Below are 25,988 nucleotides of genomic sequence, written 5' to 3' on the forward strand. Positions count from 1 at the left end.
CCCACCCCGGGTGCCGCACCCCGCCCCGCCGCCCGGCCGGCGTCCAAGGGGCCACCGGCCGGACGGCCCCGTACGGCCCCGCCCCACACCCCCCGCCGGCCAGGCGCCCGTCACCCGGACGGGCCGGTTCGTCCCGCATCGTCCGGGTAGGGGACGGCCCGTCCCTCCCCCGACGGGCGGCCCGGCCGCCCCCGCGCCCATCCGGAGGCATCCGTGCCCGACATGAACGGCCCCTACAAGCCCGGCACTCCCTGCTGGATCGACCTGTTCGTCCCCGACCAGCAGGCGGCCCTCGACTTCTACTGCGACCTCTTCGGCTGGCAGGGCGAGGTCGGCCCGGCCGAGCAGGGCGGCTACTCCGTCTGCACCCTCAAGGGCAAGCCCGTGGCCGGGATCATGAAGGCGTTGAACCCGGACGGCAGCGTCCCGGACCCGTTGCCGCCGACCGTGTGGACGACGTACCTGTCCACCGACGCCATTGACTCCACCCTCAAGTCCGTCACCGACGCCGGCGGCACGGTCATGATGGGCCCGATGGGCGTCATGGACCTCGGACGGATGGCGGTCGTCGCCGACCCGACCGGCGCCGTCGTCGGGCTGTGGGAGCCCGGCACCTTCGACGGCGCGGGCATCGTCAACGAGCACGGCGCCCTCATCTGGAACGAGTTGACCACCGTCGACGTCGCCGCCGCCGCCGCGTTCTACGCGTCGGTCCTGCCCGTCACCACGGCCGCGTCCGAGATGCCGGGCACCGAGGGGTACACGGAGTTCAAGGTCGGCGGGCGCGCGGTCGCCGGCCTGATGGGCCCCGACAACCTGCCGCCCGGTACGCCGCCCCACTGGCTGCCGTACTTCCACGTCGACAGCGTCGACGAGATCCAGGCCGCCGCCACCCGCGCCGGGGGCAACGTCATCGCCCCGGCCTTCGACATGCCGGTGGGCCGCATGGCCGTCCTCACCGACCCGCAGGGCGGCCCGTTCGCGGTGATCACGGCGACCGCCCCGGAGCAGCCGGTCTGACCCCCCGCCCCACCATGACGGGCCCCCGGGACCTCCCGGGGCCCCGCCCCCACCACCACGCCTACCGCGCGGACCGCTCGCCGATCAGCGCGGCGAGGCCGTCCAGGACGCGGCCGAGGCCGAAGGCGAACTGGAAGTCGGGCTCGTCGGAGCCCGTGAACGCGTCGGAGTCCAGCAGCCGGGTCAGCGCCGGATGCGTGTCGGGGCCGGTCATCAGGCGCAGCGTGCGCAGGTAGCGGGCCATCACCTGGTCGGGGGCGACCCCGGACTTGATGATGGCGTCCATCATGTCGGCGGCCATGGTGGCCTCGTTGCGCACCAGCCCGCCGATCAGGATGATCGCCGAGATCTTCTCGCCCTCGTCGAGTCCGGTGTCGGCCAGCGCGGCGAGCCCGCGTTCCATCCAGGCCAGCTGGTTGGGGCTGACCGGCGCCCCGGTGAGCGGGATCCGCAGGATCCAGGGGTTGGCCATCAGGACGGCGCGCTGCGCGTACGCCCACTGCGTCACCAGTTCGCGCCAGCCCGCGCCGGGGTCCCCGGCGGGTTCGGGCGGGGTGCCGACGCCGGCGTCCGACATGAGGATGTAGAGCTCCTCCTTGGCCGTGACGTACCGGTAGAGGGACATCGTGGAGACGCCGAGTTCCTTGGCGACGCGGCCCATGGACACGGCGTCGGTGCCCTCGGCGGCGGCGAGCGCGACGGCCGCGTCCACGATCTTCGTGAGGGTGAGGGTGGGCCTGGGGCCCTTGGCGGGGCGCTCGCGCAGCCCCCAGGCCACTTCCAGGCTCGCCGGGAGCCCGGTGTCCCGTGCCGGATCGTCCGCCGGTTCCCGCGTCATGGCGCCCACTCTCCCTCCTGGATCGTTGACCCACATCCTAGTTCTGTGTATTACTTACACAGAAGCGCGTAGCCCATACGCAGAAGAAGCGAAGAAGGGAGCTGGGTCCGCCATGACCACGACCGCCCTCGGCATCCACGCCACCACCCTCACCAAGTCCTACGGCGCCCTCCGCGTCCTCGACGGCATCGACCTCGCCGTCCCGCGCGGCAGCGTCCTGGCCCTCCTCGGGCCCAACGGCGCGGGCAAGACCACCACCGTGCGCCTCCTGGCCACCCTCACCACCCCCGACGCGGGCACCGCCCGCGTCGCCGGGTACGACGTCACCACCGAACGGGCCCGCGTCCGCGAACGCATCAGCCTCGCGGGCCAGTTCGCCGCCGTCGACGACCTCCGCACCGGCGCCGAGACCCTGCGCATGATGGGCCGCCTCAGCGGCCTGAACGCCCCCCGCGCCCGGGCCCGGGCCGCCGAGCTCCTCGAACGCTTCGGACTCGCCGAAGCCGCCGACCGCACCGCGAAGACGTACTCGGGCGGCATGCGCCGCCGCCTCGACCTCGCCGCGAGCCTCGTCTCACGCCCCGAGGTGCTCTTCCTCGACGAGCCGACCAACGGCCTGGACCCGCGCAGCCGCCAGGACCTCTGGGACCTCGTACGCGAACTGCGCGCCGACGGCACCACCGTGCTGCTCACCACCCAGTACCTGGAGGAGGCCGACCGGCTCGCCGACCGCGTCGCGTTGCTCGCCGACGGACGGATCGCGGCCGAGGGCACCCCGGCGGAACTCAAGTCCCGCGTCGCCGGACACCGCCTCGACCTCACCCTGGCCGACCGGAGCGCCTACGAGGCGCTGGCCCCGCGCGCGGTGCACCTCGTACCGGACGAACTCACCCTCGGCCTGCCCACCGACGGCACAGCCGCCCACGTCCGGGCCCTGCTCGACGAGCTCGACCCCGACCGCACCGGCATCGACCGCTTCACCCTGCGCACAGCCACCCTCGACGACGTGTTCCTCACCCTGACGGGAGCAGCCCCGTGACGACCCCGACCGCCTTCGCCCCGACCGCCTTCGCCCTTGCCGGCCGCAGCCTGCGCATCAGCAGCAGGCAGCCGGACGCCCTGATCACCGCCCTGATGCTGCCCGTCATGCTGATGCTGATCTTCGTCTACTTCTTCGGCGGCGCCATCGACACCGGCACCGCGTACGTCACCTACGTGGTCCCCGGCGCCATGCTGCTGTGCGCCGGCTTCGGCGCGGCGAGCACCGCCGTCGCCGTCGCCGACGACATGCGCAACGGCGTCGTCGACCGGCTCCGCTCGCTGGACGTCGGCGGCGTCCCGATCCTGGCCGGACACGTCACGGCCTCCGTGGCGCGCAACCTGCTCTCCACCGCCCTCGTCCTCGCCGTGGCCCTCGCCATCGGCTTCCGCCCCCAGGCGGGCCCCCTCGGCTTCCTCGCTGCGGCCGCCCTGCTGCTCGCGTACATCACGGCCATCTCCTGGCTGGCGGCGGCGCTCGGCCTGCTCGCCAAGACCCCCGAGGCGGCCGGCGGCTTCACCTTCCTGATGATGTTCCTGCCCTACCCGTCCAGCGCGTTCGTCCCGATCGACACGATGCCCGGCTGGCTCCACGGCTTCGCCGACCACCAGCCACTGACCCCGGTGATCGAGTCCCTGCGCGCCCTCCTGCTGGACCAGCCGGCGGGCAACTCCCCCTGGGTGGCGCTGTCCTGGTGCGCCGGCATCCTCGCCCTGGCCGTCGTCCTGTCATCGGCCCTGTTCGAACGCCGCACCCGCTGACCGTCGCGCACGGGGCGCCTGCCGAACCCCGAGGTCCGGCAGGGGCCCGTCGGCTCGGCGCCGCTACAGCGGGTGGGAGTGCCGGCCCGTGGCCTCGTCGATCTCGGTGTGCGCCTTCTGCAACATCTGCGACGCGAGATCCATGAGCGCACGCGCGCCGGCGATCTCCTCACCGACCCGCAGCTGTTCGGGGTCGGACGGGTGGCGCATGGCGTAGCCGCGCGCCCTCATCTCGGAGCCGTCGGCGAGCCGGAGCATCGCCGCCGCACCGGTGCGGTGGCCCTCCTCGGAGAACTCCATCTCGACATGCCATCCGACGAGCGTGGGCATCGCGGACCACCTCCACAGTCGGCCTCTCCCTCCAGGGTGCGCCCGCACGCACGCCCCCGCAACGACACGCGAAAGGCCCCCGGACCGGGATCCGGGGGCCTCACCGCACGCGCGGCCGGGCTCAGCGCTCCTGGCGCAGCCAGCCGGCGACCTCGGTCGCCCAGTACGTCAGGATCGTGTCCGCGCCCGCCCGCTTGATGCCGAGCAGGGTCTCCAGGATGGCCCGGTCGCGCTCGATCCAGCCCTTCTCCGCGGCGGCCTCGATCATCGCGAACTCGCCGCTGATCTGGTACGCCGCCACCGGTACGTCGACCTCCTGCGCGACCCGGTACAGGATGTCCAGGTACGGTCCGGCGGGCTTGACCATGACCATGTCGGCGCCCTCCTCCAGGTCCAGCGCCAGCTCCCGCAGCGACTCGCGGGCGTTGGCCGGGTCCTGCTGGTAGCTCTTGCGGTCGCCCTGGAGGCTCGACGCGACGGCCTCCCGGAACGGCCCGTAGAACGCCGACGAGTACTTCGCCGTGTACGCGAGGATCGCCACGTCCTCGTGGCCCGTCTCGTCCAGCGCGTCACGGATGACGCCGACCTGGCCGTCCATCATGCCGCTCGGCCCCACGACGTGGACGCCCGCGTCGGCCTGGACCTGCGCCATCTCCGCGTACCGCTCCAGCGTGGCGTCGTTGTCGACGCGGCCGTGCTCGTCCAGCACCCCGCAGTGCCCGTGGTCGGTGTACTCGTCCAGACACAGGTCGGACATGATCACGAGGTCGTCCCCGACCTCCGTCTTCACGTCCCGGATCGCGAGCTGGAGGATCCCGTCCGGCTCGGTGCCGGCGGTGCCGAGCGCGTCCTTGTTCTCGTCGGCCGGCACGCCGAACAGCATGATGCCCGCGACGCCCGCCTCGACGGCCTCAGCGGCGGCCTTCCGCAGCGTGTCCCGGGTGTGCTGGACGACGCCCGGCATCGCGGAGATGGCCAGCGGCTCGGAGATCCCCTCGCGCACGAACGCGGGCAGGATCAGGTCCGAAGGGTGCAGCCGCGTCTCCGCGACCATGCGCCGCATGGCCGGGGTGGTGCGCAGCCGGCGGGGCCGCGAGCCGGGGAAGGATCCGTACGCGCTCATTCTCAGTCGCCTCTTCGAGCATCGACAGCAGTCGGAACCCAGCCTAGGCGCTGCCACCGCCCGTCCCCGCGCCGGACGCCCCGACCCCGAACTCACACCACACCACCTTGCCCGGCACCCGCGCTCCGACCCCCCACCGATCGGCGACCCCCGCCACGAGCAACAACCCCCGCCCGCCCTCGGCCCCCGTGTCCCGGTTCTCGATCCGAGGCCGCCCGCCCCCGCTGTCGTGCACCTCGACCCGTACGACCTCCCCGAACCGCAGCATCCGCAACCGGTAGCCGCGCCCGGCCGGGACCCCGTGCAGCAGGGCGTTGGTCGCCAGCTCGCTCACGCAGAGCAACACGTCGTCCCGACGGCATGTGACACTCCACGCGTGCAGTGTCACCGCCGCGAACTCCCTGGCAGAGCGGACGGTTTGGCGGCTGCGGGGGTAGAACCGCTCACGCAGCAGGGCCGGATGGATTTCCACGTTCACGCGTCGATCGTGGCGGTGCGTAACTAACCTGGCGCAGTGCGGCAACCCGTACGCGACGATCAGTACGGGTTGGTACGGGTAGTTCGCGTCCACGGGCGGGGAGTTCACGGTCATGCCACCACGTAAGAGGACACGGCCCAATGCCACGGTGATGAAGATGGTCGGCGAGCAGGTTGCCGTCTGCCGCACCGCAAAAGGGCTGACACAGAAGGAATTCGGCAAGCTGGTCGGGCTCCAGGAAGAGACCATCGCCTCCATCGAGCAAGGCAGAAGGCCGCTGATGCCGGATGTGGCGGAACTGATGGACCGGGTACTCGGACTCCCCGGCGTCCTCACTGTCGCCGCGCTCAAGATGCCGCAGATCGACGTCATCCCGCCCTGGGCAGAGCCCTTGATGAACCTGGAAAAGACGGCTCAGGCCATTTCCTCGTACGAGAACCAGGTCATGCCAGGACTCCTTCAGACGCCGGCCTATGCCGAGGCGGTCTTCCGAAGTCGACTACCGCTCTTCTCGGCGGACGAGATCACGGCGCAGACCTCCGCACGCATCGACCGCCACTCCGCCCTGCGCCGGACTCAGCCCATACTGGCGAGCTTCGTAATCTGGGAGCCGGTCCTACGCTGCCCAGTCGGTGGGCGCGCCGTCCTGAACGAGCAGCTCCGACACCTGGCCACGTGCTCGCACCTCCCCGGCGTCACGGTCCAGGTTCTTCCTCTCGGCCAAGGGACCCACCCTGCTCTCGACGGCCCGTTCGTCCTCCTGGAAACAGCGGAACATCAACACATCGCGTACCTCGAAACACACCGTGGCAGCCTGGTCGTTTCCGACCTCGATGAGGTCAGCATCCTGACCTCGAAATATGCGATGCTGCGGACGCAGGCCCTCAGCCCCCAGGAAACCAGGGACCTGTTGAACAAGCTGCTAGGAGATCCATGAGCACCCGACTCACGTGGTTCAAGTCCAGCTACAGCGCCAGCGAGGGCGGCAACTGCCTTGAGGTGGCCGTCACCTGGCAGAAGTCCTCACACAGCAACGGCGCAAGCGACGCCTGCGTCGAGGTCGCGACCTGCGCCTGCGCCGACACCGTCCACGTCCGGGACTCCAAGGTCACCGACGGGCCGACGCTCGCCCTCACCCCCGCCGCCTGGACCGACCTCACCCGCTGGGTCCGTTCCTGAGCTCCCACCGCCACAGGCCGTCCGCCCGATGGTCACCCACCAGCTCCGGGCCGAGCGGTCCCACCCGCGCGTACGCCTCCCGCGTGTGCGGGTCGTCGCGCAGGGACAGGGCGTAGGCGACTGCGAGCCGGGCGTCCTGATCCCCGACGTCGAGCAGCTCCATCAACGCCTCGGCGATGGCCGGCGACCGGTCGCAGCCGTGACCGGCCGCGTACACGGCCCGCTCCCTGACCTGCGGATCCTCGTCCCGAAGCAGGGCGAACAGCACCTCCCGCTCCGACCGTGTCAGCGGCTCCCACGCCAGCGCCTCCGCCGCAGCCGCCCGCACCCCGGCGTCGACGTCCCGTCCGAGGTCCTGCACCACCTGCGCCGTCTCGTGGTCGAGCGGTCGCAGGAACAGCGGCGGCACCCGCCGCCGCACCCTCGGGTCCGGATGCCCGGCGTACCGCAGCCCGAACGCCCGAGCCTGCGGGTGCTCCTCGGCGCAGAGCAGGTCGAGCACGAGCCCCAGAACCCCACCGTCCGGCTCCACGTCCGCCCACCCGGGGAGCAGCGCGAGCCGCTGCCTCTCGTACCAACGGGGGTGCGCGACCGCGCCCGCCATCAGGTCGCCCCTGCGCAGGAAGTCGGCGACGAACGCCCGATGGGTGGGCGAGGGGTGTCGGTGGTGCTCCACCACCTGCAACCAGGTTTCCGCGCTCTTCCGCACCAGGAGAATCCATTCGACCGCCGACCTGTCGACGTGGTCCTCGTGCTCGTACTTCGTCGCCCGGCCCATCAACTCCTCCACCGGCGCCAGGATCCGGAAGTCCCACTCCAACCGGGTCAGAACCGCCCCGTGACCACCCCGCACGGTCCGCCCGCCGAGGGTGATCTCCTCGACCCGGTCGAACTCGCCCTCCGCGACCACCTCGATCCGCGCGGGCCCCTCTGCCCCCGTCACCCGGCGCAACTCCGCCTCCGCGCCGACCTCGTACCACCGCCGAGCCACCTCCAGCAGCCGCACCCGCTCCCCCTCGGGCAGCCGCTCACGAGCCCGCTCCCCCAGGCAGGCCTCCCACACGGCCGGAGAACCACCCTCGACGGCCCGCAACAGCGGAGTCGTACCGTCCGCCGGCACCCGGTCCGGCCGCGCCCCGCCCTCGACCAACGCCCGTACGGTCTCCACCGCGAACGCGGTCACCGCCGCGCACAACACCGGCAGCCCGTCCCCGCCCACCGCGTCAGGATCCGCGCCCGCCTCCACCAACCCCCGTACGGCCTCCGCGTCCCCCACCCCCACCGCACCCACCAGCAGAGCATCCAACTCGCCCACGAGTCCCCCTCTGTCGATCCTTGCGCCGATGGTCGCCGGCCCCGGCCCCGCCGGAAGGCCGGCACTGTCCCCCCCGGGTGACCGGGGGCGCGGTCGGCCGCGTGCCTCGGGTCAGCCGACCGGCGACGACGACGGCACGGGAGCGGCCGAACCGGCCGGGACCGCGCGGAGGAGTTCCGCCGCCAGGCCCTCGCGCCGGATCCGCAGGTCGACGTACAACAGGCCGCTGACCAACTGCATGAAGCCGGTTTGGACCAGCTGGCCACCGATCCCGCCGACCAGCACGAGCAGGACGAAGAGGAAGAGCGCGCCGAGCGGGGGAACCCCGCCGTCGGGTACGTCGGACACCGCCGGAATCAGCGTGAACAGGGCGACGAGGTGGAACGGCAGCTGGATCAGCCACGCGACCAGCCCCGCGATGAGGCCGGCGAGCATGGTGACGCCGAAGACGCGCCACCAGTCGCCCTTGACCAGGCGCGCCGAGCGGCGCAGCGCGGTGACGGGACCGGCCGGCTCCATGACCGCGGCGGCCGGCGCCAGGCCGAACAGCGTGGTGAGCCAGACCATCAGTGGCATGGTGAGGATCAGGAGCAACGGCAACAGTACGACCGTCCCGGGTGCGGAATCGTCCGCGGCGCCGGCGCCGGCGATGGTCAGGGGCAGCCAGACCGCCATGACGACGAGCATCGGGGCGGCGGCGATCAGTTCGGCGAGGACGACCGTGCCGGCCACCGCGGGTGCCCGCCGCCAGGTCGCCCGCCACAGCGCGCGGAAGGCGACGGGACGGCCGAGGACCGCGTTCCGCAGGACGGTCTGGTGGAGCGAGGCCGAGAGCGCCAACGACGTGATTCCGAGAACGACCAGCAGGACCAGGAGCGTGGCGCCCGCGAGGAGGATCGGAGTCAGATGTTCGCGATCCGGCGCCCGGCCGTCGGTCGCGTCGAAAACGGGGGCGACGTGCTCGTGCACCGCGGCGAAGGCGATGCCCACGGCGGCGACGACGATCAGCAGCCAGATGCCGTGGACGGCCAGGAAGACGCCGCCCAGTTGCTTCCAGTAGCGGCCGAGGGTCGAGAACGACCCGCTGATGATGTCGCCCGCACCCAGCGGCCGTAGCGGGATCACTCCGGGCTTGGCGGTCGGGGGCGGCGGATATCCGCCCCAACCGCCGTGATGTCCGGATCCCCACCCTGGATTCTGCGTCATTCGGTTTCCCCCGTCGTGCCGCCTCGATGAAACGCACAACGTATCCCAGCTGCTCAGGGGCCTTTCGGGCGGTGGGCGCCCGTCCGAACGGGGCACCCCCACCAACGAAAAGGGGCCCGAGCGCATCCCGCGCCCGAACCCCTCCGCACCACCCGCATCCGGCCGCAGGCCGGCCCGTCTAACGCGCTCACGTCGTACGACGCCGCCGCGCCCCCGGCCGACGCTCGCTCGGCCGGGCCACCGACTCCCCGGCGGCCTTCGCGGCCTCCCGACGAGCCTCCCCGTAAGCGGCCAGCGCCTCCGCCAGCTTCGACACCGACGGCTCCGGAGACAGCACGTCCACCCGCAGCCCGTGCTCCTCCGCGGTCTTGGCCGTCGCCGGCCCGATACACGCGATGACCGTCACGTTGTGCGGCTTGCCCGCGATCCCGACCAGGTTCCGCACCGTGCTCGACGAAGTGAAGAGCACGGCGTCGAACCCGCCCCCCTTGATCGCCTCGCGCGTATCGGCCGGCGGCGGCGACGCCCGCACCGTCCGGTAGGCGGTGACGTCGTCGACCTCCCAGCCCAGCTCTATCAACCCGGCCACCAGCGTCTCGGTGGCGATGTCGGCGCGCGGCAGGAACACCCGGTCGATCGGGTCGAAGACCGGGTCGTAGGGCGGCCAGTCCTCCAGCAGCCCGGCCGCCGACTGCTCACCGCTCGGCACCAGGTCCGGCTTCACACCGAACTCCACCAGCGACGCCGCCGTCTGCTCGCCCACCGCGGCGACCTTGATGCCGGCGAACGCGCGCGCGTCGAGCCCGTACTCCTCGAACTTCTCCCGCACCGCCTTGACCGCGTTGACCGAGGTGAAGGCGATCCACTCGTAGCGCCCCGTGACGAGCCCCTTGACCGCCCGCTCCATCTGCTGCGGGGTGCGCGGCGGCTCCACGGCGATCGTCGGCACCTCGTGCGGCACCGCGCCGTACGAACGCAGCTGGTCGGAGAGCGAAGCGGCCTGCTCCTTCGTACGCGGTACGAGGACCCGCCAGCCGAACAGCGGCTTCGACTCGAACCAGGCCATCTCCTCGCGCCGCTCGGCGGCGCCCTGCTCACCGACCACGGCTATCACCGGGCGCGCGCCCTCCGGCGACGGGAGCACCTTGCCCTGCTTGAACACCTGGGCGATCGTGCCCAACGTCGCGCTCCAGGTGCGCTGCCGGGTCGTCGTACCGCCGACGGTCACCGTCAGCGGGGTCTCCGGCTTGCGGCCCGCGGCCACCAGCTCGGCGGCCGCGGCCGACACCGTCTCCAGCGTCGCCGTGACGACGAGGCGGCCGCCACTGGCGCCCGCCTCGCTCCAGCACTGCGCCGACGCGTGCCGGGCGTCCACGAAGCGGACGTCCGTGCCCTGCTCCCCGCGCAGCGGGACACCCGCGTACGCGGGTACGCCGACGGCCGTGGCGACACCGGGCACCACCTCGAAGGGGATCCCCTCCGCGGCGCAGGCCAGCATCTCGCCGGACGCGTTCCCGTCGAGCCCGGGGTCGCCGGTGACGGCTCGGACGACCCGCCTGCCGGACCGTGCGGCCTCCATGACAAGATTGGCGGCGTCGCGGATCACCGGGACCCCGGCGGCGGCTGACACTTCGTCAGCAACCGTCAGCTGCGGCGTGTCGATGCCCGCCCGCGCGTGGGTCCGTACGACGTCGAGCACCTCGGGCTCGGCGATCAGTACGTCCGCGGCGGCCAGCGCCTCCACGGCGCGCAGCGTCAGCAGACCCGGGTCGCCGGGGCCGGCACCGAGGAAGGTGACGAGTCCGTGGGCGGCGACGACCGGAAAAGCGGAGGTGGTCGGACGTGAGGGGTTCAAAGCGATCGCTCCCCCATAAGACCGGCCGCGCCCTTGGCCAGCATCTCGTCCGCGAGTTCGCGGCCGAGCGCCATGGCCTCGTCATACGACTGGGGCACGGGTCCGGTGGTGGACAGCTGCACCAGCGTCGAGCCGTCGAGGGTGCCGACGACGCCGCGCAGGCGCATTTCATTGACAATCTGCCCCTCGACGAGGGGGTCCCCCCACTCGAGCGGAGCCGAGAGTGGGGGAAGGTCGGCGAGCGCGCCCACGGGTGCGCTGCAGCCGGCCTCCAGGGCGGCGAGCAGGGAACGCTCGGCGGTCACGGCGGCCCGGGTGTGCGGGTCGTCGAGTTCGCCGAGCGCGGCGATGAGGGCCGCGTCGGAGGCCAGGCACTCCACGGCCAGGGCTCCCTGGCCGGGAGCGGGCAGCACACAGTCGACGGCCAGCAGGTCGGTCGCCTCGTCGCCGCGGCCGAGCCGGTTCAGGCCGGCGGCGGCCAGCACGACCGCGTCGAGCTCACCGGCGCGGACGAACCCGATCCGGGTGTCGACGTTGCCGCGGATGGCGACGGTCTCGATCCGCTTGCCCAGGCTCCTGGCGTACGCGTGGAGCTGCGAGGTGCGCCGCGGCGAACCGGTACCGATCCGCGCGCCGTCGGGCAGCTGCTCGAAGGTCAGGCCGTCGCGGGCGACGAGCGCGTCGCGCGCGTCCTCCCGCTTCGGCATGGCCGCGATGACCAGGTCGTCGGGCTGCGCGGTCGGCAGGTCCTTCAGCGAGTGCACGGCGAAGTCGACGTCGCCCCGCACCAGCGCCTCGCGCAGCGCGGTGACGAACACGCCGGTGCCGCCGATCTGCGCGAGGTGCTCCCGGGACACGTCACCGTAGGTCGTGATCTCCACGAGTTCCACGGCTCGGCCGGTGACCGCCCGGACCGCCTCGGCGACGTGCCCGGACTGGGACATGGCCAGCTTGCTCCGCCGCGTTCCGAGCCTGAGGGGCCGGTCGGGACGTGTGTTCATGATGCCCGTCCTGGGTCGTCGTTCTTCGGATCGGCCGCGTCCGCCCGGCTGACGGAAGCCACCGTCTGAGGGTCGAGGTCGAAGAGTTCGCGCAGCGCCTCCGCGTACCCGGCGCCGCCGGGCTCGCTCGCGAGCTGCTTGACGCGCACGGTCGGCGCGTGGAGGAGCTTGTCGACGACGCGGCGCACGGTCTGGGTGACCTCGGCCCGCTGCCGTTCGTCGAGATCGGGTACCCGTCCGTCGAGCCGCGCCACTTCCATGGCGACGACCTCGGCGGCCATCGCCCGCAGGGCGATGACGGTGGGCGTGATGTGCGCGGCCCGCTGGGCGGCCCCGAACGCGGCCACTTCCTGGACGACTATCCCACGTACGGCGTCCACGTCGGCCGCCATCGGGGCGTCGGCGGAGGTCTCCGCCAGCGACTCGATGTCGACCAGCCGGACCCCGGGGATCCGGTGCACGGCGGCGTCGATGTCCCGCGGCATGGCCAGGTCCAGCAGCGCCAGGCGTACGGGGGCGCCGTCCGCCCGGCTGCGCGCGGTCCGGCGGGGCTGCCGCGTAGCGGTGGCCCCGCCCTGGTCGGCCCAGGTGCCGTGCAGTTCGAGCGAGCCCGCGTCGACGCCGGTCAGCGCGGCCCGGCCGTCACCGGCGGGCACGTCCGGGCCCAGCGGGCAGCCGTCGGGCTCGGCGGCCGGGATGGTGCGTACGGCGCCGGCGTCGGCGATGCGCCGCCCGGCCTCCGCGGCCGCGACCAGCCGGGCCAGTACGTCGCCGGCGGCGGACTCCGCGACCCGCACCCCCACAGCCGGCGCGCCTACGGCCCGCGCCCCGACGGCCTGCGTGGGGGCGCCGACCGGCAGAAGCTCCACCGCCGGGTCGCCGGACACCGCGGCGAGCACGTCGTCCGCGCTCAGCACCAAACCCGTCGCGCCCGTACAGGACACGACGACGTCAACACGTGTCAGTTCCTCGGCCACCGCGCCCATGGTCACGGCCCGCGCCGTCACACCGGTGCCCGAGGCAACCAGAATCTCGGCGAGACGCTCCGCCCGCTCCGCGGTCCGGTTCGCCACCGCGATGTCGGCGACGCCCACCCGGGCCAGCGTGGCGGCGGCCAGCGAGGACATCGAACCGGCGCCGATCACCAGCGCCCGCTTGCCCGCGGCCCACTGCCCGACCGGCTCGCGCACGGCGAGCTGCTCCAGCCCGAACGTGACCAGCGACTGGCCGGCCCGGTCGATCCCGGTCTCCGAGTGCGCCCGCTTGCCGACCCGCAGCGCCTGCTGGAACAGGTCGTTGACCAGCCGGCCGGCGGTGTGGAGCTCCTGCCCCAGCGCCAGCGCGTCCTTGATCTGGCCGAGGATCTGCCCCTCGCCGACGACCATGGAGTCCAGTCCGCACGCCACCGAGAACAGGTGGTGCACCGCCCGGTCCTCGTAGTGGACGTACAGGTAGGGGGTCAGCTCCTCCAGAGCCACCCCGCTGTGCTGGGCCAGCAGCGTCGACAGTTCGGCGACGCCGGCGTGGAACTTGTCCACGTCCGCGTACAGCTCGATGCGGTTGCAGGTGGCCAGGACGGTCGCCTCGGCCGCCGGCTCCGCGGCCAGCGTGTCGTGCAACAGCTTGACCTTGGCATCGGCGGACAGCGAGGCCCGCTCCAGCACGCTCACCGGCGCGCTGCGATGGCTCAGGCCGACTACGAGCAGGCTCATGCCGGCATCACCGCCGGGACGTCACCCTCGGGGCCGCCCTTGCGCGCGGCCGCGGCGGCCCGCCCGGCGGGCGGCACGACGGCGGCGGCCGGCGCGGCCCCCGTACCGGTGGCCGGGCCCGCGAGCTCCTCGGCGGCGGCCGCCGCCGCGCCCTCGCCGGCCTTGCGCTGCTCGTGGAACGCGAGGATCTGCAGTTCGATCGACAGGTCGACCTTGCGCACGTCGACGCCCTCCGGCACGGACAGCACCGTCGGCGCGAAGTTCAGGATGGAGGTGACGCCCGCGGCGATCAGCCGCTCGCTCACCTGCTGCGCGGCGCCGGCGGGCGTCGCGATGACCCCGATGGAGACGCCGTTGTCCTCAATGATCTGTTCGAGCTCGTCGGTGTGCCGCACGGGCATGCCGGCGACCATCTTCCCGGCCATGGCGGGATCGGCGTCGATCAGCGCCGCCACGCGGAACCCGCGGGAGGCGAAACCGCCGTAGTTGGCCAGGGCGGCGCCGAGGTTACCGATGCCGACGATGACGACCGGCCAGTCCTGGGTCAGGCCGAGCTCGCGGGAGATCTGGTAGACGAGGTACTCGACGTCGTAGCCGACGCCCCGGGTACCGTAGGAGCCGAGGTACGAGAAGTCCTTGCGCAGCTTCGCCGAGTTGACTCCGGCGGCGGTCGCGAGTTCCTCGGAGGACACCGTGGGCACCGATCGCTCGGAGAGCGCGGTGAGGGCACGCAAGTACAGCGGAAGCCGGGCGACAGTGGCCTCGGGAATACCTCGGCTGCGGGTCGCCGGTCGGTGAGTTCGGCCAGTTGCCACGATGCTCCTGCGGGATGAGCGGGGCTGCAGGCGGCCTCTTGTCCCAGGACCGCCCCGTCGAATGCAGGCTATGTCTTTGTGAACGCGTGCACAAAGATTGTGTCCGCTTTGTCCGGCCAAAGTGACCGGGGTCACGCGGGCCGTGCGACCGGGACCGGAACCGAGAACGGGCCGAACCCGTTCAAATCCAGAAGGGGGCAAAACCGTGCACACTCCTCATCAATACGCCCCCGTGTCCCCATAAATCGCCCACGATGATAACGGCCGGCAAGGTCAGGCCCCCAACGCCCGCCGCAGCCGGTCCGGGTTCACCCTCCAGAAGGTGTGCTGCTCGCCGTCGACGAGCACGACCGGAATCTGTTCCCAGTGCAACCGGTACAGCTCCTCGTCCTGCGAGATGTCCTTCTTCTCCCACTGCGCCCCCGTCTCGGCACAGACCTTCTCGATCACCTCCTGGGCCTCGTCACAGAGGTGACACCCGGGCTTCCCGACCAGCGTGACCATCCGCTCGGCGGGACGCTTCTTCTCCTTGCGGCGCAGCAGAGGACTCATGTCCTCATTGTCCCGCGCCGGGGCACGGGCCCCGAACTGTTAACCACCCCGTATGCCGGCGGTTCGGGAAGTCCCGAACACAATGGCTATGCTCGCGTCATGGCCGCTCTGGGATGGCTCACCCCCCGTAGGCGCTCCGCCACCGCGCGGAGCGTGCTGGCAGGCGAGGCCTCGGCCGAGGCCGCCCGCAAGACCGCGCAGGCCGAAGCGCCACCGTTCCCCACGGCCGTCGAACCGGAAGCGGAAGTCGGCGCTCCCGTCGAGCCCGAGTTCCCGGTCCCCGGCGACGACCTCGCCGCGGCCTTCTTCGACCTCGACAACACCGTCATGCAGGGCGCCGCGATCTTCCACTTCGGTCGCGGCCTCTACAAGCGCGAGTTCTTCCGCCGCCGCGAACTGGCCCGCTTCGCCTGGCAGCAGGCCTGGTTCCGGCTCGCCGGCGTCGAGGACCCCGAGCACATGCAGGACGCGCGGGACAGCGCCCTGTCCATCGTCAAGGGCCACAAGGTCTCCGAGCTGATGTCGATCGGCGAGGAGATCTACGACGAGTACATGGCCGAGCGGATCTGGCCGGGCACCCGCGCCCTGGCCCAGGCCCACTTGGACGCCGGCCAGAAGGTGTGGCTCGTCACCGCCGCCCCCGTCGAGACCGCCACGATCATCGCCCGCCGGCTCGGCCTGACCGGGGCCCTGGGCACCGTCGCCGAGTCCGTGGACGGCGTCTACACCGGCCGACTGGTCGGCGAGCCCCTGCACGGTCCCGCCAAGGCGGAGGCCGTGCGCGCCCTCGCGGCCGCCGAGGAACTCGACCTCGGCCGCTGCGCGGCGTACAGCGATTCGCACAACGACATTCCGATGCTGTCGCTGGTCGGACATCCGTATGCGATCAATCCCGATACGAAACTGCGCAAGCATGCCCGGACCCACGACTGGCGACTGCGCGACTATCGGACCGGCCGCAAGGCCGTGAAGGTCGGCGTCCCGGCGGCCGCCGGGGTCGGCGCGATCGCGGGCGGCACGGCCGCCGCCATCGCCCTCCACCGCCGCCGCAAGTAGCGGCGCCGGGCCGGGGGCCGGTTCCGGCCCGCCCGGCGTTCATTCGCTCACCTCTACCCGCGCCTCCGGCGCGGCACTCCGACCTGCCCCACTCGGTCGTGAGCCTCTGCGGAAGCTTCCATTCCGCGCACCCAAGCGATCAGGAATCGATCACCAATCAGGCCTGAATATGCCCTGGACACGCAACAGAAGTGTCGGAACCGGTGATTTAGACAACTGGGTGTAGCGCTGCCTGTACGAAGCGTTATTCTCCTCAAACGCATGCCACCGCCCATCTGTCGCCACGACGGGTGAACGGTCCCGCACTGCACGTGATGGAAGCTCTGCCTCTGGGAGTCCCGTGTACCCACCTGTCGGGGTTGACGCCTCGGGCCTGGCTACGCTGCGCGCAACGGTCCTCGACCACCTGCGTGGCTTCGTCCCCACCGCGTACGCCGTCCCCGCCTTCGCCGCCGTACCCGCCGGCCTCGGCCCGGCCGGTCCTTGCTACGCCCTGACCGACGGTGGGGCGACGGTGGGCAGACGCGGTCGCGCGGGCTCCGGATCGGCCGGCTCCACCGGCACGACCGCACCCGTCCACCGCCGCCCCACCGCGGACAGCGACCAGGCCCGCATGATGGACCTGGTCGAACGCGCCCAGGCCGGCGAGGCCGACGCCTTCGGCCGGCTCTACGACCAGTACAGCGACACGGTGTACCGCTACATCTACTACCGCGTCGGCGGCAAGGCGACGGCGGAGGATCTCACCAGCGAGACCTTCCTGCGCGCGCTGCGCCGCATCTCCACCTTCACCTGGCAGGGCCGAGACTTCGGTGCCTGGCTGGTGACCATCGCGCGGAACCTGGTGGCGGACCACTTCAAGTCCAGCCGCTTCCGCCTGGAGGTCACCACCGGCGAGATGCTCGACGCCAACGAGGTGGAGCGCAGCCCCGAGGACTCCGTCCTGGAGTCCCTCTCCAACGCGGCCCTGCTGGAAGCCGTGCGCAAACTCAACCCCCAGCAGCAGGAGTGCGTCACCCTGCGCTTCCTCCAAGGCCTCTCGGTCGCCGAAACGGCCCGGGTCATGGGGAAGAACGAGGGCGCCATCAAAACGCTCCAGTACCGGGCGGTCCGCACCCTGGCCCGCCTGCTCCCGGAAGACGCCCGCTGACGCACCCGTCCCATCCGGCCCATCCGACCCGTACGTCCACCGCGTACGACCACGCTCCACAAGACAACACTCAACGACGACACGACCTCACCCCCGGTGACCCCTCGATGACGCTGTGGTCCGATCATCCTTCGTCCGTAACCCAAGTGCCGCGCCGCTCGTTGTGCGGAATGCAGGCTCCCTGTGGACACGCCCTGCCCGAAGCCGCTCACCCGAAAGTGTGGATGTGCTCAAGGCAGGCAACCTTCCGGACACCTTGGGGAGTCGATCGTCATGACGAGAGGAGGTGCCGCCAGTGATCGCGAACGTGACTCCGCACCGGCGGGCGAACGCCTTCGCCCAGGCCCTGGAGGATCGGAAGCCATCCGATCTTTCAGAACCGGACCCGGTGGCCGAGCAGTCCGAGGCACCTGCCGAACCTGCCGACCACGACCGGCTGTTGGCCCTGGCGAACGCGCTCGGCGAAAGAATGCCGCGCCCGGCGCTGGATCCCGAGGTCAAAGTGGTGCAACGAGCCCAGCTCGTCGCCGCCATGGAGGCCATGGTGAAGGAGGAGAGGGCCGGGGGCGGTGCCGCCGCGGACCCTCTGGTGCCCGAACAGCGGACCGGCCGCGGCGCCCACCGGGCGACGTCGCTCCGGAGATTGCGGCCCCGCTCCCGCTGGTCCAAGGGCATCGCAGCAGGAGGCCTCACCGTGGGTGTGGCCGCAGGGGCCTTCAGCGGAGTGGCCGCTGCCAGCACGGACGCCCTGCCCGGTGATTCCCTGTACCCGATCAAACGGGGCATGGAGGATCTCAAGCTGGGCATGGCCGACGAGGACGCGGACCGGGGTGAGCTCTACCTCGACCGGGCCTCGAACCGGCTGTCCGAAGCCCGCCGCCTGATGGAGAGGGGCCGGACGGGCGTACTCGACCACGAATCCCTGGGTGACATCCGCCGTGCCCTCGCGGGCATGAAGCACGACGCGGAACAGGGCCACCGGCTGCTCCAGGCCGCGTACGAACGGGACGGCTCGCTCGGCCCCATCCAGACGCTGTCCTCGTTCTCCCGCTCCCACCGCGACGCCTGGGGCAAGCTCCGGGAGAAGCTCCCGGCGCAACTCACCGACGTCGGGGGCGAGGTCGAATCGGTCTTCCAGGCCATAGACGCTGACGTCGCCCCGCTCCAGGGCCTGCTGCCCAAGCCCCCGGAGCAGACCCGCGGCGGCCGCCCGTCGACCGGCTCGGCCACACCGAGCACCCCGGCGACCGGCAAACAGCAGACCGCGCCATCGGCTTCGAGTACGCCCTCATCGGCGCCCGCGGCCACCCCGACGCCGTCCACCGGCAGCCGTACCCCGGAACCCACCGGTGGCGGCCTCCTGGGCGGTACGGGCGACCTACTGAACCCGCCGGCGGGGGGACAGGCCCCTCCGGGCACGTCCGCCCCGGGGACCCCCGAGCTCCCCCAGCCGGACATCACCCTCCCGCCCCTCCTCCCAGGCCTCCTCCCGGGTCTGGGCCTCAACAGCGAGGACGCGGAACAGTAAGGGAGAGGGGGGCCGCGCACCGCGCGGCCCCCCTCCTTCTTTCCGGCACCGACCGGCCGACTCACGACTCAGAAGAACACGGACCGCCGCTGCACCAGCAGCTTGTACAGCGTGTGCTGGATCTGCTCCCGCACCTGGTCCGTCAGGTTGAACATCAGCATCGGATCCTCCGCGGCCTCCGCCGCGTACCCGTCCGTCGGGATCGGCTCGCCGAACTGGATCGTCCACTTCGTCGGCAGCGGCACCGCCCCCAACGGCCCCAGCCACGGGAACGTCGGCGTGATCGGGAAGTACGGCACCCCCAACAACCGCGCCAACGTCTTCGCGTTGCCGACCATCGGGTAGATCTCCTCGGCCCCCACGATCGAGCAGGGCACGATCGGCGTCCCCGCGCGCAGCGCCGTCGACACGAACCCGCCCCGCCCGAACCGCTGGAGCTTGTACCGCTCCCCGAACGGCTTCCCTATCCCCTTGAAGCCCTCCGGCATCACGCCGACCAGCTCCCCGGCCTCCAACAGCCGCTGCGCGTCCTCCGCGCACGCCAGGGTGTGACCGGCCTTGCGCGCCAGCTCGTTCACCACCGGCAGCATGAACACCAGATCGGCGGCCAACAGCCGCAGGTGCCGCTGCGCGGGGTGCTGGTCGTGCACGGCGAACTGGAGCATCAGCCCGTCCAGCGGCAACGTCCCCGAATGGTTGGCGACGATCAGCGCGCCGCCCTCCTTCGGGATGTTCTCGATGCCCTTGACCTCGACCCGGAAGTACTTGTCGTACAGCGGCCGCAGCAAGGTCATCAGGACCTGGTCCGTCAGCTCCTCGTCGTAGCCGAAGTCGTCGACCTCGTAGTCCCCGGTGATCCGGCGCCGCAGGAACGCCAGCCCGCCCGCGATCCGCCGGTCCCAGCCCGCACCGGACGACGCCGCCGACCCGGCGGCGGGCTCCACGAGCGGTACCTCCACCGGCTCGCCCAGCGGTTCGGCCACCGGATCGGCCGCCACCGGATCGGGCGCCGGCGTCGGGACCGCCCGCACCGTACGGGGCCCGCCCCGCCGGCGCGGCCGCTCCTCGTCGAACGGGATGACCTTGGCGTCCGCCACTATCGCTTCGCTCCCTCGATCACACCGGCGCCCGCACCCGCGCCCGCATCCACCTTCAGCAACCCCGCCACCCGCTCCACGACACGCTCCACCCGATCCGCCGGCAGCAGCCCGCTCCCGCGACTGCGCGCGAAGTCCGCGAACGTCTCGGCGGTCGTGTACTGGGGCCGGAACCCCAGGGTCTCCCGCATCTGCGTGGTCTCCACGACCCGGCCGTGCGTCAACAGCCGGATCTGCTCGGGCGAGAAGTCCGTCACCCCGACCGCGCGCAGCGCCGACCCCACCCACGTCACCGCGGGCAGCAGCAACGGCACCGTCGGCCGCCCGAGCCGGCGCGAGCACTGCGACAGCAACAGCACCCCGTCACCGGCGACGTTGAACGTCCCGCTGTTCAGGGTTCCGCGCCGCGGCTCCCCCGCCGCCAGGCGCAGCACGTCCACGACGTCGTCCTCGTGGACGAACTGCAGTCGGGGGTCGTAGCCGAGGACCGTCGGCATGACCGGCATGGAGAAGTACTCGGCGAGCGCCGAATCCGCCCAGGGCCCCAGGATGTTCGCGAACCGCAGCACGCACACCGCCACGTCGGGCCGTCTGCGCGCGAAGCCGCGTACGTAGCCCTCGACCTCGGCGGCCTCCTTCGCGAAACCGCCCGCCGGCAGCGACTTCGGCTGGGTCGTCTCGGTGAAGACGGCCGGGTCGCGGGAGGTGCCCCCGTACACGCTGGTGCTCGACTTCACCACGAGCCGGCGTACGGTCGGCGACTTCTGGCAGGCTCCGAGGAGCTGCATCGTCCCGATGACGTTGGTTTCCTTGACCGCGCTGCGCGCGCCGGCCGATCCCGGGCCGCCACCGGTCACCGCGAGGTGCACCACGGTGTCCACGGCGTGCTCGGCGAGCACGCGGGCGATCCCGGACTGTCTGATGTCCGCCTGTACGAACTCGGCCGAGCCGAGCCGGTGCGGCGGTTTGACCGCGTCGACCGCGACGACCCGTTCCACTTCCGGGTCGCGCTGGATCCGCCGCACGAAGCGACCCCCCAGCTGCCGGGATGCCCCGGTGACGAGCACGACCTTCCCCACGAGCTCAGCGCCTCCCTCGAAGAAGTCCCCGGCTGCACCGCAGCCCCTCCACCAAGGATGGTGGAGGGGCTGCGGAGAACACGTACAGCTGCCGTTTACTTCTTGTTACGGCGCTGGACGCGGGTGCGCTTGAGCAGCTTGCGGTGCTTCTTCTTGGCCATCCGCTTACGCCGCTTCTTGATAACAGAGCCCACGACTACCCTCGCTCACTTCTCGGAACATCCCCGTGTTGACGGAGAACGGTGCGGGGCGTCTGGGCCCACACGACCTACGTCGGCCTAGCCTACCCGCCCGAGCTCGGAGCTTGTAATCCGCGGCCTCCGCCGATGATCCGGAGCCCCTCCTCAGGCTGATTCCACCCCCACGAACGACTCCCGGAGGTACTCGTGAACCGCGTTCTCGGGGACCCGGAAGGACCGGCCCACCCGGATTGCGGGCAGATGACCGTTGTGCACCAGGCGGTACACGGTCATCTTCGACACTCGCATCACCGAGGCGACCTCCGCCACGGTCAGGAACTGAACCTCACTGAGAGGCCTCTCGCCAGCAGCCATGACACACCTTGACCTTCCGCGCAGGACGGGCACCGGCTTCCCCTCCGGTTACTCATCGTCGTCGCACGCTCACTCCCCAGAGTAGGGGCGGGTGATACGAGTGGGGAAGAGGAGCTACGGCCACTCCTGGCGGCCCGGCAGTCTTGCGCGGTGCAGCAGGTATCGCGTAAGCGGTCGGTAGTAGTCCGGGCGCACCCCGTCATCAAGCGGAACGGCCACCGCCAGCCGCCCCTCGGCCTCCCCGACGAACAGCGCGGGATCATCCGTGTCCCCCAGCCCGATCGCCTCGACACCGAGCTGACCTGCACCGCAGACCCAACCGTGATCCCCCACCACCAACTCCGGCAGCCGCTCGCCGGCCTCCGCCAACGCCCCGAGCGCGACCCGAACCGGCAGCGGCGAATGGGAGTGCACGCCGGTCGCACTCCCCGACGGCCGCACGCCGGGTTCCCGCACCAACGCGACTCCCCGTACGTAATCGATGCGGTGCGGGCGTACGCCGAACCGGGTCGCCATGTCGACACGCACCCCCTGCGCCGGAGTGAGGACATCACATCCCGCCGCCGACAGCGCCGCCGCCAAACTGGCGTAGAACTCCAGGAGGCGATGCGGATGACCCGTCCCGAACAGCACGGGAGCCCGCGCTCCCGCCACCGCACCCAGCCGCTCCGCGAACGCGCCCAGGGCGGCCACCGTCCGCTCCGGATCGATCACGTCCGGTCCGCTGACGTGCGCGGGGTCCGCCGAGACCCCGCACTTGGCCGCCATCAGCCCCAACAACTCGCCCTCGCCCCACACCCGCTCCGGGTCGAGCCCCAGCAGCACCCGCGGATCGCGCGCCGCGAACAGACGGTAACTGCGCAGGCTCTCCTCCCGCGTCGTGGCGACGGGCCCGGCCAACCGGGCGGCCAGCAGATGCGCACGCAGCGCTCCGGTGCTCAACACGCTCCGATGCTGTCGCACCCCACCTGGCGGGTCATCAATTCCAGCGAACAGCCCCACAGTTGGCGTAACACATGCTGCGTCAGGTCAACATTCCGCGCAGTGGGAACACCGCCCGCCGCGTCGCGAGAACGGCCTGATCCGTACGGTCCGCCGGATCGTAGCCGGCCTCCCACTCCCGCCACCCGACCGTCCGACCGTCCGTCATCCGCGCCGGCGCCGACTGCCGCGTCCGCGCGTACACCTCGTCCCGCCACGCCTGCGGAACCTCCGCCGCCGGGTCCACCGGCCGGTGCGCGGCGATCCCCACCAGGTGCGTCCACGATCGCGGTACGACGTCCACCACCGCGTACCCGCCGCCGCCCAACGCCAGCCAGCGCCCCTCACTGTGCTCGTGCGCCAGCCGGTGGCAGGCCTCCTGCACCGACCGCTGCGCGTCCAGCGACACCGCGAGGTGGGCCAGCGGATCCTCGAAGTGCGTGTCGGCGCCGTGCTGGCTCACCAGCACCTGCGGCCGGAAGTCCGCCAGCAGCTCGGGCACCGTCGCGTGGAACGCCCGCAGCCACGCCTCGTCCCCCGTCCCGGCCGGCAGCGCCACGTTCACCGCGCTCCCCGGCGCGCCGTCGCCCCCGGTCTCCTCCGGCCAACCCGTCTGCGGGAACAGGGTGCGCGGGTGTTCGTGCAGGGAGATCGTCAGCACCCGCGGGTCGTCCCAGAACGCCGCCTGGACCCCGTCGCCGTGGTGGACGTCCACGTCCACGTACGCGACCCGCTCCGCGCCCAGCTCCAACAGCCGCGCCACCGCCAGCGCCGCGTCGTTGTACACGCAGAAACCGGCGGCCCCGCCCGGCATCGCGTGGTGCAGCCCCCCGGCGAAGTTCACGGCGTGCGCGGCCTCACCCCGCCAGATCGCCTCCGCCGCCGCCACCGACTGACCCGCGATCAGCGCCGACGCCTCGTGCATCCCGCGGAACGCGGGATCGTCCAGGGTCCCGATCCCGTACGAGCCGTCCGCCGCCCCCGGATCCGCCGACACCGCCCGCACCGCCGCCACGTACTCCTCGCGGTGCACCAGCCGCAGCGTCGAATCCCCGGCCGCGCGGGCCGCCCGCACCTCGACCTCCCGGTCGAGCCCGAAGGCCCGTACCAGGCCCATGGTCAGCGCCAGACGCACCGGGTCCATCGGATGGCTCGGCCCGAAGTCATACTTCGTTACCGCCTCGTCCCACATCAACAACCCGGTCACCGGCTCGCCGCTCATGCCCGCCACCGTATCGGGCCCCACCGGAGCCGAACGAGCGGGTACTGAACAGCGGCACCAACACCAACACCATCGGGATCAGCATCGCGCCCCGGTAGCTCCACGCGTCCCCGACCCCACCGACCAGCGGGGACCCGATCAGGAACCCGACGTAGTTGAAGATGTTCAGCCGCGCGACGGCCGTGTCGGACGCCCCCGGGAACAGCCTCCCCGCCGCCGCGAACGTCTGCGGCACGATCACGCACAGCCCGATCCCCAGCAACGTGAACCCGAGCATCCCCCACCAGGCCCCCGGCGCCGACGCCACCACCGCGAACCCGCCCGCGGCCACTACCGTCCCGCCCCGCACCACGGCCACCGCCCCGAACCGGCGCACCCCGAGGTCCCCGACGGCCCGCCCCATCAGCGTCGTCACCATGTACACGTTGTACGGAACCGTCGCCAGCTGCTCCGAACCCCCCAGCACGTCCTGGAGGTACTTGGCACTCCAGTTCGCGACGGTCGAGTCCCCTATGTACGCGCACGCCATCACCAGGCACAGCGGCAGCAACAACTTCCCGCCCCCGGCCGGCCACCCCTGCGCCCCGTCCTTCGCCCCGGCCACCGCGTCGACGTAGAACCGGCTCGCCAGCAACGCCAACGGCAGCACCACGACCACCGCCGGCAGGTACCCGGTGAACAGCTCCAGGTGCCAATGCGCCCCCGCCCACGCCGCGGACGCGCCGAGGATCCCGCCCAGGCTGTACGAGGCGTGGAACCCCAGCATGATGCTGCGCCCGTACGCGCGTTGCAGGCTGACCCCGAGCATGTTCATCGAGGCGTCCAACACGCCCACGGCCAGCCCGAACACCCCGAGGGCCACGGCGACCTGCCACATGGAGGTGCCGGCCCCCACCCCCAGCAGCGACAGCAGTACGACCGGCTGCGCCCACCGCAGCACGGCGCTGGGCGCGACCCTCTTCACCAGGTGCTCGGTGGCGACGCTCGACACCCCCGCCAGGACCGGCACGGCGGCGAGGAAGGCGGGCAACAGCCCGTCGGATATCCCGTACCGGTCCTGGATGGCCGGGATGCGGGTGACCAGGAGGGCGAAGGCCACCCCCTGCGCGAAGAAGCTGAACCCCAGGGCCCGGCGGCCACGCCGCAGCCGCGCATCAACTGTCATGGCGGCTGAGCGTAGGCCCAGGGGCTACCGGTGGGTAGAGCGATCACACACCCAATCCGAGCAGCCCGTAGAGCTCCTTCATCTCCCCGAAGTAGGCGTTGGCACCGGGGAGACCCTCGGCGGGGGTCATCGACGTGAAGGCGAGCACGTCCATCCCGGCGGCGCGGGCGGCGTCGATCCCGAGCCGGCTGTCCTCGACGACGACGCACCGCGCGGGCAGGACGCCCATCATGTCGGCGGCGTGCAGGAACAGGTCGGGCGCAGGCTTGCCATGACCGACGTCGTCCACGCTGAAGATCCACTCCTCCTCGAACCACTCGCCGAGCGCGGCACTGCGGTGCCCGACCCGGATCCGCTCGTGGCTCCCGGAGGAGGCGACGCAGTACGGCACTCCCTGCGCGGACAGCTCCGCCAGCACCTCGGTCACGCCGGGGACGGGCCGCAGGTCCTGCTCGAACGCGGCGAAGATCCGGTCGTGCAGGACCCGGTCGAAGTCCGCGGGCAGCCGCTGCCCGGTCCGTTCGAGGATCAGGTCGTGCACCCGGTGCACCGCGCCGCCCATGTAGTCGCGCAGGGACTCCTCATAGGTCGTCGGGTGCCCGACCTCCGTCAGGTACGCGGAGAGGATGGTGTTCGAGAGCGGCTCGCTGTCCACGAGGACGCCGTCGTTGTCGAAGATGACCAGCTCATAGCCCATCCACCCACAGTACGAGCGTTCGGTCCGGGTTCCCGGCAGGCCGGTGCTGGTAAACGGAGGAACTCTGGCCCCGCGGCCGGGCCGGCGGCCCGCCGGTAAACGACCTGGCCGTAAACGCAGAAAAGCCCCGCACCAGTTACCTGGTGCGGGGCTTTCCCACAATGATTGTTCGGCGGCGTCCTACTCTCCCACAGGGTCCCCCCTGCAGTACCATCGGCGCTGAAAGGCTTAGCTT

27 protein-coding genes and 1 rRNA gene are annotated in these 25,988 nt (G+C 71.8%); 8 read left to right on the forward strand and 20 right to left on the reverse strand.

What is annotated here, in order from left to right:
* The first annotated feature begins 222 nt into the window (after positions 1-222).
* A complete protein-coding gene (locus ACZ4XJ_RS29485; RefSeq protein ID WP_362884031.1) occupies positions 223-1,020 on the forward strand; it encodes a VOC family protein in 798 nt (265 codons plus the stop codon).
* 61 nt (positions 1,021-1,081) lie between these two features.
* Here ACZ4XJ_RS29485 and ACZ4XJ_RS29490 read toward each other — a convergent pair whose 3' ends face one another.
* A complete protein-coding gene (locus ACZ4XJ_RS29490; RefSeq protein WP_362884021.1) occupies positions 1,082-1,858 on the reverse strand; it encodes a TetR/AcrR family transcriptional regulator in 777 nt (258 codons plus the stop codon).
* Positions 1,859-1,970: 112 nt separating this feature from the next.
* On the opposite strand from ACZ4XJ_RS29490, the gene ACZ4XJ_RS29495 reads away from it, so the two are divergent.
* Positions 1,971-2,897 carry an ATP-binding cassette domain-containing protein gene (locus tag ACZ4XJ_RS29495; protein WP_468497975.1) on the forward strand — a complete coding sequence of 309 codons (927 nt, stop codon included), beginning with the start codon at positions 1,971-1,973 and terminating at the stop codon, positions 2,895-2,897.
* Positions 2,894-3,658, forward strand: coding sequence for an ABC transporter permease (locus tag ACZ4XJ_RS29500; RefSeq protein ID WP_468497976.1), 765 nt, complete (start codon positions 2,894-2,896; stop codon positions 3,656-3,658). Before ACZ4XJ_RS29495 ends, ACZ4XJ_RS29500 begins: the two co-directional genes overlap by 4 nt.
* A 63-nt stretch (positions 3,659-3,721) precedes the next feature.
* Here the strand turns inward: ACZ4XJ_RS29500 and ACZ4XJ_RS29505 are convergent, their stop codons facing one another.
* The 3 genes from ACZ4XJ_RS29505 to ACZ4XJ_RS29515 form a co-directional block, all read right to left on the reverse strand.
* Positions 3,722-3,988 carry a DUF1876 domain-containing protein gene (locus tag ACZ4XJ_RS29505; protein ID WP_362884015.1) on the reverse strand — a complete coding sequence of 89 codons (267 nt, stop codon included), beginning with the start codon at positions 3,986-3,988 and terminating at the stop codon, positions 3,722-3,724.
* 121 nt (positions 3,989-4,109) lie between these two features.
* Positions 4,110-5,111 carry a porphobilinogen synthase gene (gene hemB, locus ACZ4XJ_RS29510; RefSeq protein ID WP_362884013.1) on the reverse strand — a complete coding sequence of 334 codons (1,002 nt, stop codon included), beginning with the start codon at positions 5,109-5,111 and terminating at the stop codon, positions 4,110-4,112.
* Between the two features lie 43 nt (positions 5,112-5,154).
* Positions 5,155-5,703, reverse strand: a complete 549-nt coding sequence (locus ACZ4XJ_RS29515; protein ID WP_362884011.1) for an ATP-binding protein — start codon at positions 5,701-5,703, stop codon at positions 5,155-5,157.
* Positions 5,704-5,740: 37 nt separating this feature from the next.
* Here ACZ4XJ_RS29515 and ACZ4XJ_RS29520 point away from each other — a divergent pair, with 37 nt between their 5' ends.
* Together ACZ4XJ_RS29520 and ACZ4XJ_RS29525 are read left to right on the forward strand one after the other, a co-directional pair.
* Entirely contained in the window at positions 5,741-6,526 is a 786-nt protein-coding gene (locus ACZ4XJ_RS29520) for a helix-turn-helix domain-containing protein (protein ID WP_468497991.1), read from the forward strand.
* The gene (locus tag ACZ4XJ_RS29525) at positions 6,523-6,768 is read left to right on the forward strand and encodes a DUF397 domain-containing protein (RefSeq protein ID WP_468497977.1); all 246 of its coding nucleotides are present in this window, start codon (positions 6,523-6,525) and stop codon (positions 6,766-6,768) included. Before ACZ4XJ_RS29520 ends, ACZ4XJ_RS29525 begins: the two co-directional genes overlap by 4 nt.
* Here ACZ4XJ_RS29525 and ACZ4XJ_RS29530 read toward each other — a convergent pair.
* The 7 genes from ACZ4XJ_RS29530 to ACZ4XJ_RS29560 form a co-directional block, all read right to left on the reverse strand.
* Positions 6,746-8,083 carry an ankyrin repeat domain-containing protein gene (locus ACZ4XJ_RS29530; protein ID WP_468497978.1) on the reverse strand — a complete coding sequence of 446 codons (1,338 nt, stop codon included), beginning with the start codon at positions 8,081-8,083 and terminating at the stop codon, positions 6,746-6,748. The two genes, ACZ4XJ_RS29525 and ACZ4XJ_RS29530, sit on opposite strands and share 23 nt — an antisense overlap.
* Before the next feature lie 111 nt (positions 8,084-8,194).
* Positions 8,195-9,289, reverse strand: coding sequence for an oxidoreductase (locus tag ACZ4XJ_RS29535; protein ID WP_468497979.1), 1,095 nt, complete (start codon positions 9,287-9,289; stop codon positions 8,195-8,197).
* 187 nt (positions 9,290-9,476) lie between these two features.
* Entirely contained in the window at positions 9,477-11,144 is a 1,668-nt protein-coding gene (locus ACZ4XJ_RS29540; protein WP_362884003.1) for a bifunctional uroporphyrinogen-III C-methyltransferase/uroporphyrinogen-III synthase, read from the reverse strand.
* The gene (gene hemC, locus ACZ4XJ_RS29545; RefSeq protein WP_468497980.1) at positions 11,141-12,145 is read right to left on the reverse strand and encodes a hydroxymethylbilane synthase; all 1,005 of its coding nucleotides are present in this window, start codon (positions 12,143-12,145) and stop codon (positions 11,141-11,143) included. Before hemC ends, ACZ4XJ_RS29540 begins: the two co-directional genes overlap by 4 nt.
* The gene (locus ACZ4XJ_RS29550) at positions 12,142-13,857 is read right to left on the reverse strand and encodes a glutamyl-tRNA reductase (RefSeq protein ID WP_362883999.1); all 1,716 of its coding nucleotides are present in this window, start codon (positions 13,855-13,857) and stop codon (positions 12,142-12,144) included. Before ACZ4XJ_RS29550 ends, hemC begins: the two co-directional genes overlap by 4 nt.
* A complete protein-coding gene (locus tag ACZ4XJ_RS29555; RefSeq protein WP_384002084.1) occupies positions 13,854-14,672 on the reverse strand; it encodes a redox-sensing transcriptional repressor Rex in 819 nt (272 codons plus the stop codon). Before ACZ4XJ_RS29555 ends, ACZ4XJ_RS29550 begins: the two co-directional genes overlap by 4 nt.
* A gap of 273 nt (positions 14,673-14,945) precedes the next feature.
* Positions 14,946-15,224 (reverse strand): glutaredoxin family protein, encoded by a 279-nt coding sequence (locus tag ACZ4XJ_RS29560; protein WP_362883996.1) that lies wholly within the window; start codon positions 15,222-15,224, stop codon positions 14,946-14,948.
* Between the two features lie 99 nt (positions 15,225-15,323).
* Here ACZ4XJ_RS29560 and ACZ4XJ_RS29565 point away from each other — a divergent pair, with 99 nt between their 5' ends.
* The 3 genes from ACZ4XJ_RS29565 (at position 15,324) to ACZ4XJ_RS29575 (ending at position 18,958) form a co-directional block, all read left to right on the forward strand.
* Complete coding sequence (locus tag ACZ4XJ_RS29565) at positions 15,324-16,280, forward strand: HAD family hydrolase (RefSeq protein ID WP_362883994.1); 957 nt, start codon at positions 15,324-15,326, stop codon at positions 16,278-16,280.
* Positions 16,281-16,620: 340 nt separating this feature from the next.
* Positions 16,621-17,430, forward strand: a complete 810-nt coding sequence (locus ACZ4XJ_RS29570) for an ECF subfamily RNA polymerase sigma factor, BldN family (RefSeq protein ID WP_362883992.1) — start codon at positions 16,621-16,623, stop codon at positions 17,428-17,430.
* 295 nt (positions 17,431-17,725) lie between these two features.
* Positions 17,726-18,958 (forward strand): DUF5667 domain-containing protein, encoded by a 1,233-nt coding sequence (locus ACZ4XJ_RS29575; RefSeq protein ID WP_362883990.1) that lies wholly within the window; start codon positions 17,726-17,728, stop codon positions 18,956-18,958.
* Positions 18,959-19,026: 68 nt separating this feature from the next.
* On the opposite strand, the gene ACZ4XJ_RS29580 is transcribed toward ACZ4XJ_RS29575, so the two are convergent.
* The 9 genes from ACZ4XJ_RS29580 to rrf all read right to left on the reverse strand — a co-directional run.
* Complete coding sequence (locus ACZ4XJ_RS29580; RefSeq protein ID WP_468497981.1) at positions 19,027-20,055, reverse strand: lysophospholipid acyltransferase family protein; 1,029 nt, start codon at positions 20,053-20,055, stop codon at positions 19,027-19,029.
* A complete protein-coding gene (locus ACZ4XJ_RS29585) occupies positions 20,055-21,134 on the reverse strand; it encodes an NAD-dependent epimerase/dehydratase family protein (protein ID WP_362884639.1) in 1,080 nt (359 codons plus the stop codon). Before ACZ4XJ_RS29585 ends, ACZ4XJ_RS29580 begins: the two co-directional genes overlap by 1 nt.
* Positions 21,135-21,229: 95 nt before the next feature.
* Positions 21,230-21,328: a 30S ribosomal protein bS22 gene (locus ACZ4XJ_RS29590; RefSeq protein ID WP_003948845.1), complete on the reverse strand. Its 99-nt coding sequence runs from the start codon at positions 21,326-21,328 to the stop codon at positions 21,230-21,232.
* Between the two features lie 150 nt (positions 21,329-21,478).
* Positions 21,479-21,688 carry a helix-turn-helix domain-containing protein gene (locus tag ACZ4XJ_RS29595; protein WP_162688852.1) on the reverse strand — a complete coding sequence of 70 codons (210 nt, stop codon included), beginning with the start codon at positions 21,686-21,688 and terminating at the stop codon, positions 21,479-21,481.
* Positions 21,689-21,802: 114 nt separating this feature from the next.
* Positions 21,803-22,633, reverse strand: coding sequence for a phosphatase (locus ACZ4XJ_RS29600; RefSeq protein ID WP_468497982.1), 831 nt, complete (start codon positions 22,631-22,633; stop codon positions 21,803-21,805).
* Positions 22,634-22,712: 79 nt separating this feature from the next.
* Positions 22,713-23,861: an acetoin utilization protein AcuC gene (locus ACZ4XJ_RS29605; protein ID WP_468497992.1), complete on the reverse strand. Its 1,149-nt coding sequence runs from the start codon at positions 23,859-23,861 to the stop codon at positions 22,713-22,715.
* A complete protein-coding gene (locus ACZ4XJ_RS29610) occupies positions 23,833-25,056 on the reverse strand; it encodes an MFS transporter (RefSeq protein WP_468497983.1) in 1,224 nt (407 codons plus the stop codon). Before ACZ4XJ_RS29610 ends, ACZ4XJ_RS29605 begins: the two co-directional genes overlap by 29 nt.
* A gap of 43 nt (positions 25,057-25,099) precedes the next feature.
* Positions 25,100-25,753 (reverse strand): HAD family hydrolase, encoded by a 654-nt coding sequence (locus ACZ4XJ_RS29615; protein ID WP_384002063.1) that lies wholly within the window; start codon positions 25,751-25,753, stop codon positions 25,100-25,102.
* 167 nt (positions 25,754-25,920) lie between these two features.
* A 5S ribosomal RNA gene (gene rrf, locus ACZ4XJ_RS29620) occupies positions 25,921-25,988 on the reverse strand; the annotation flags it as partial.

It is taken from the genome of Streptomyces sp. NPDC029836 (assembly GCF_055574495.1).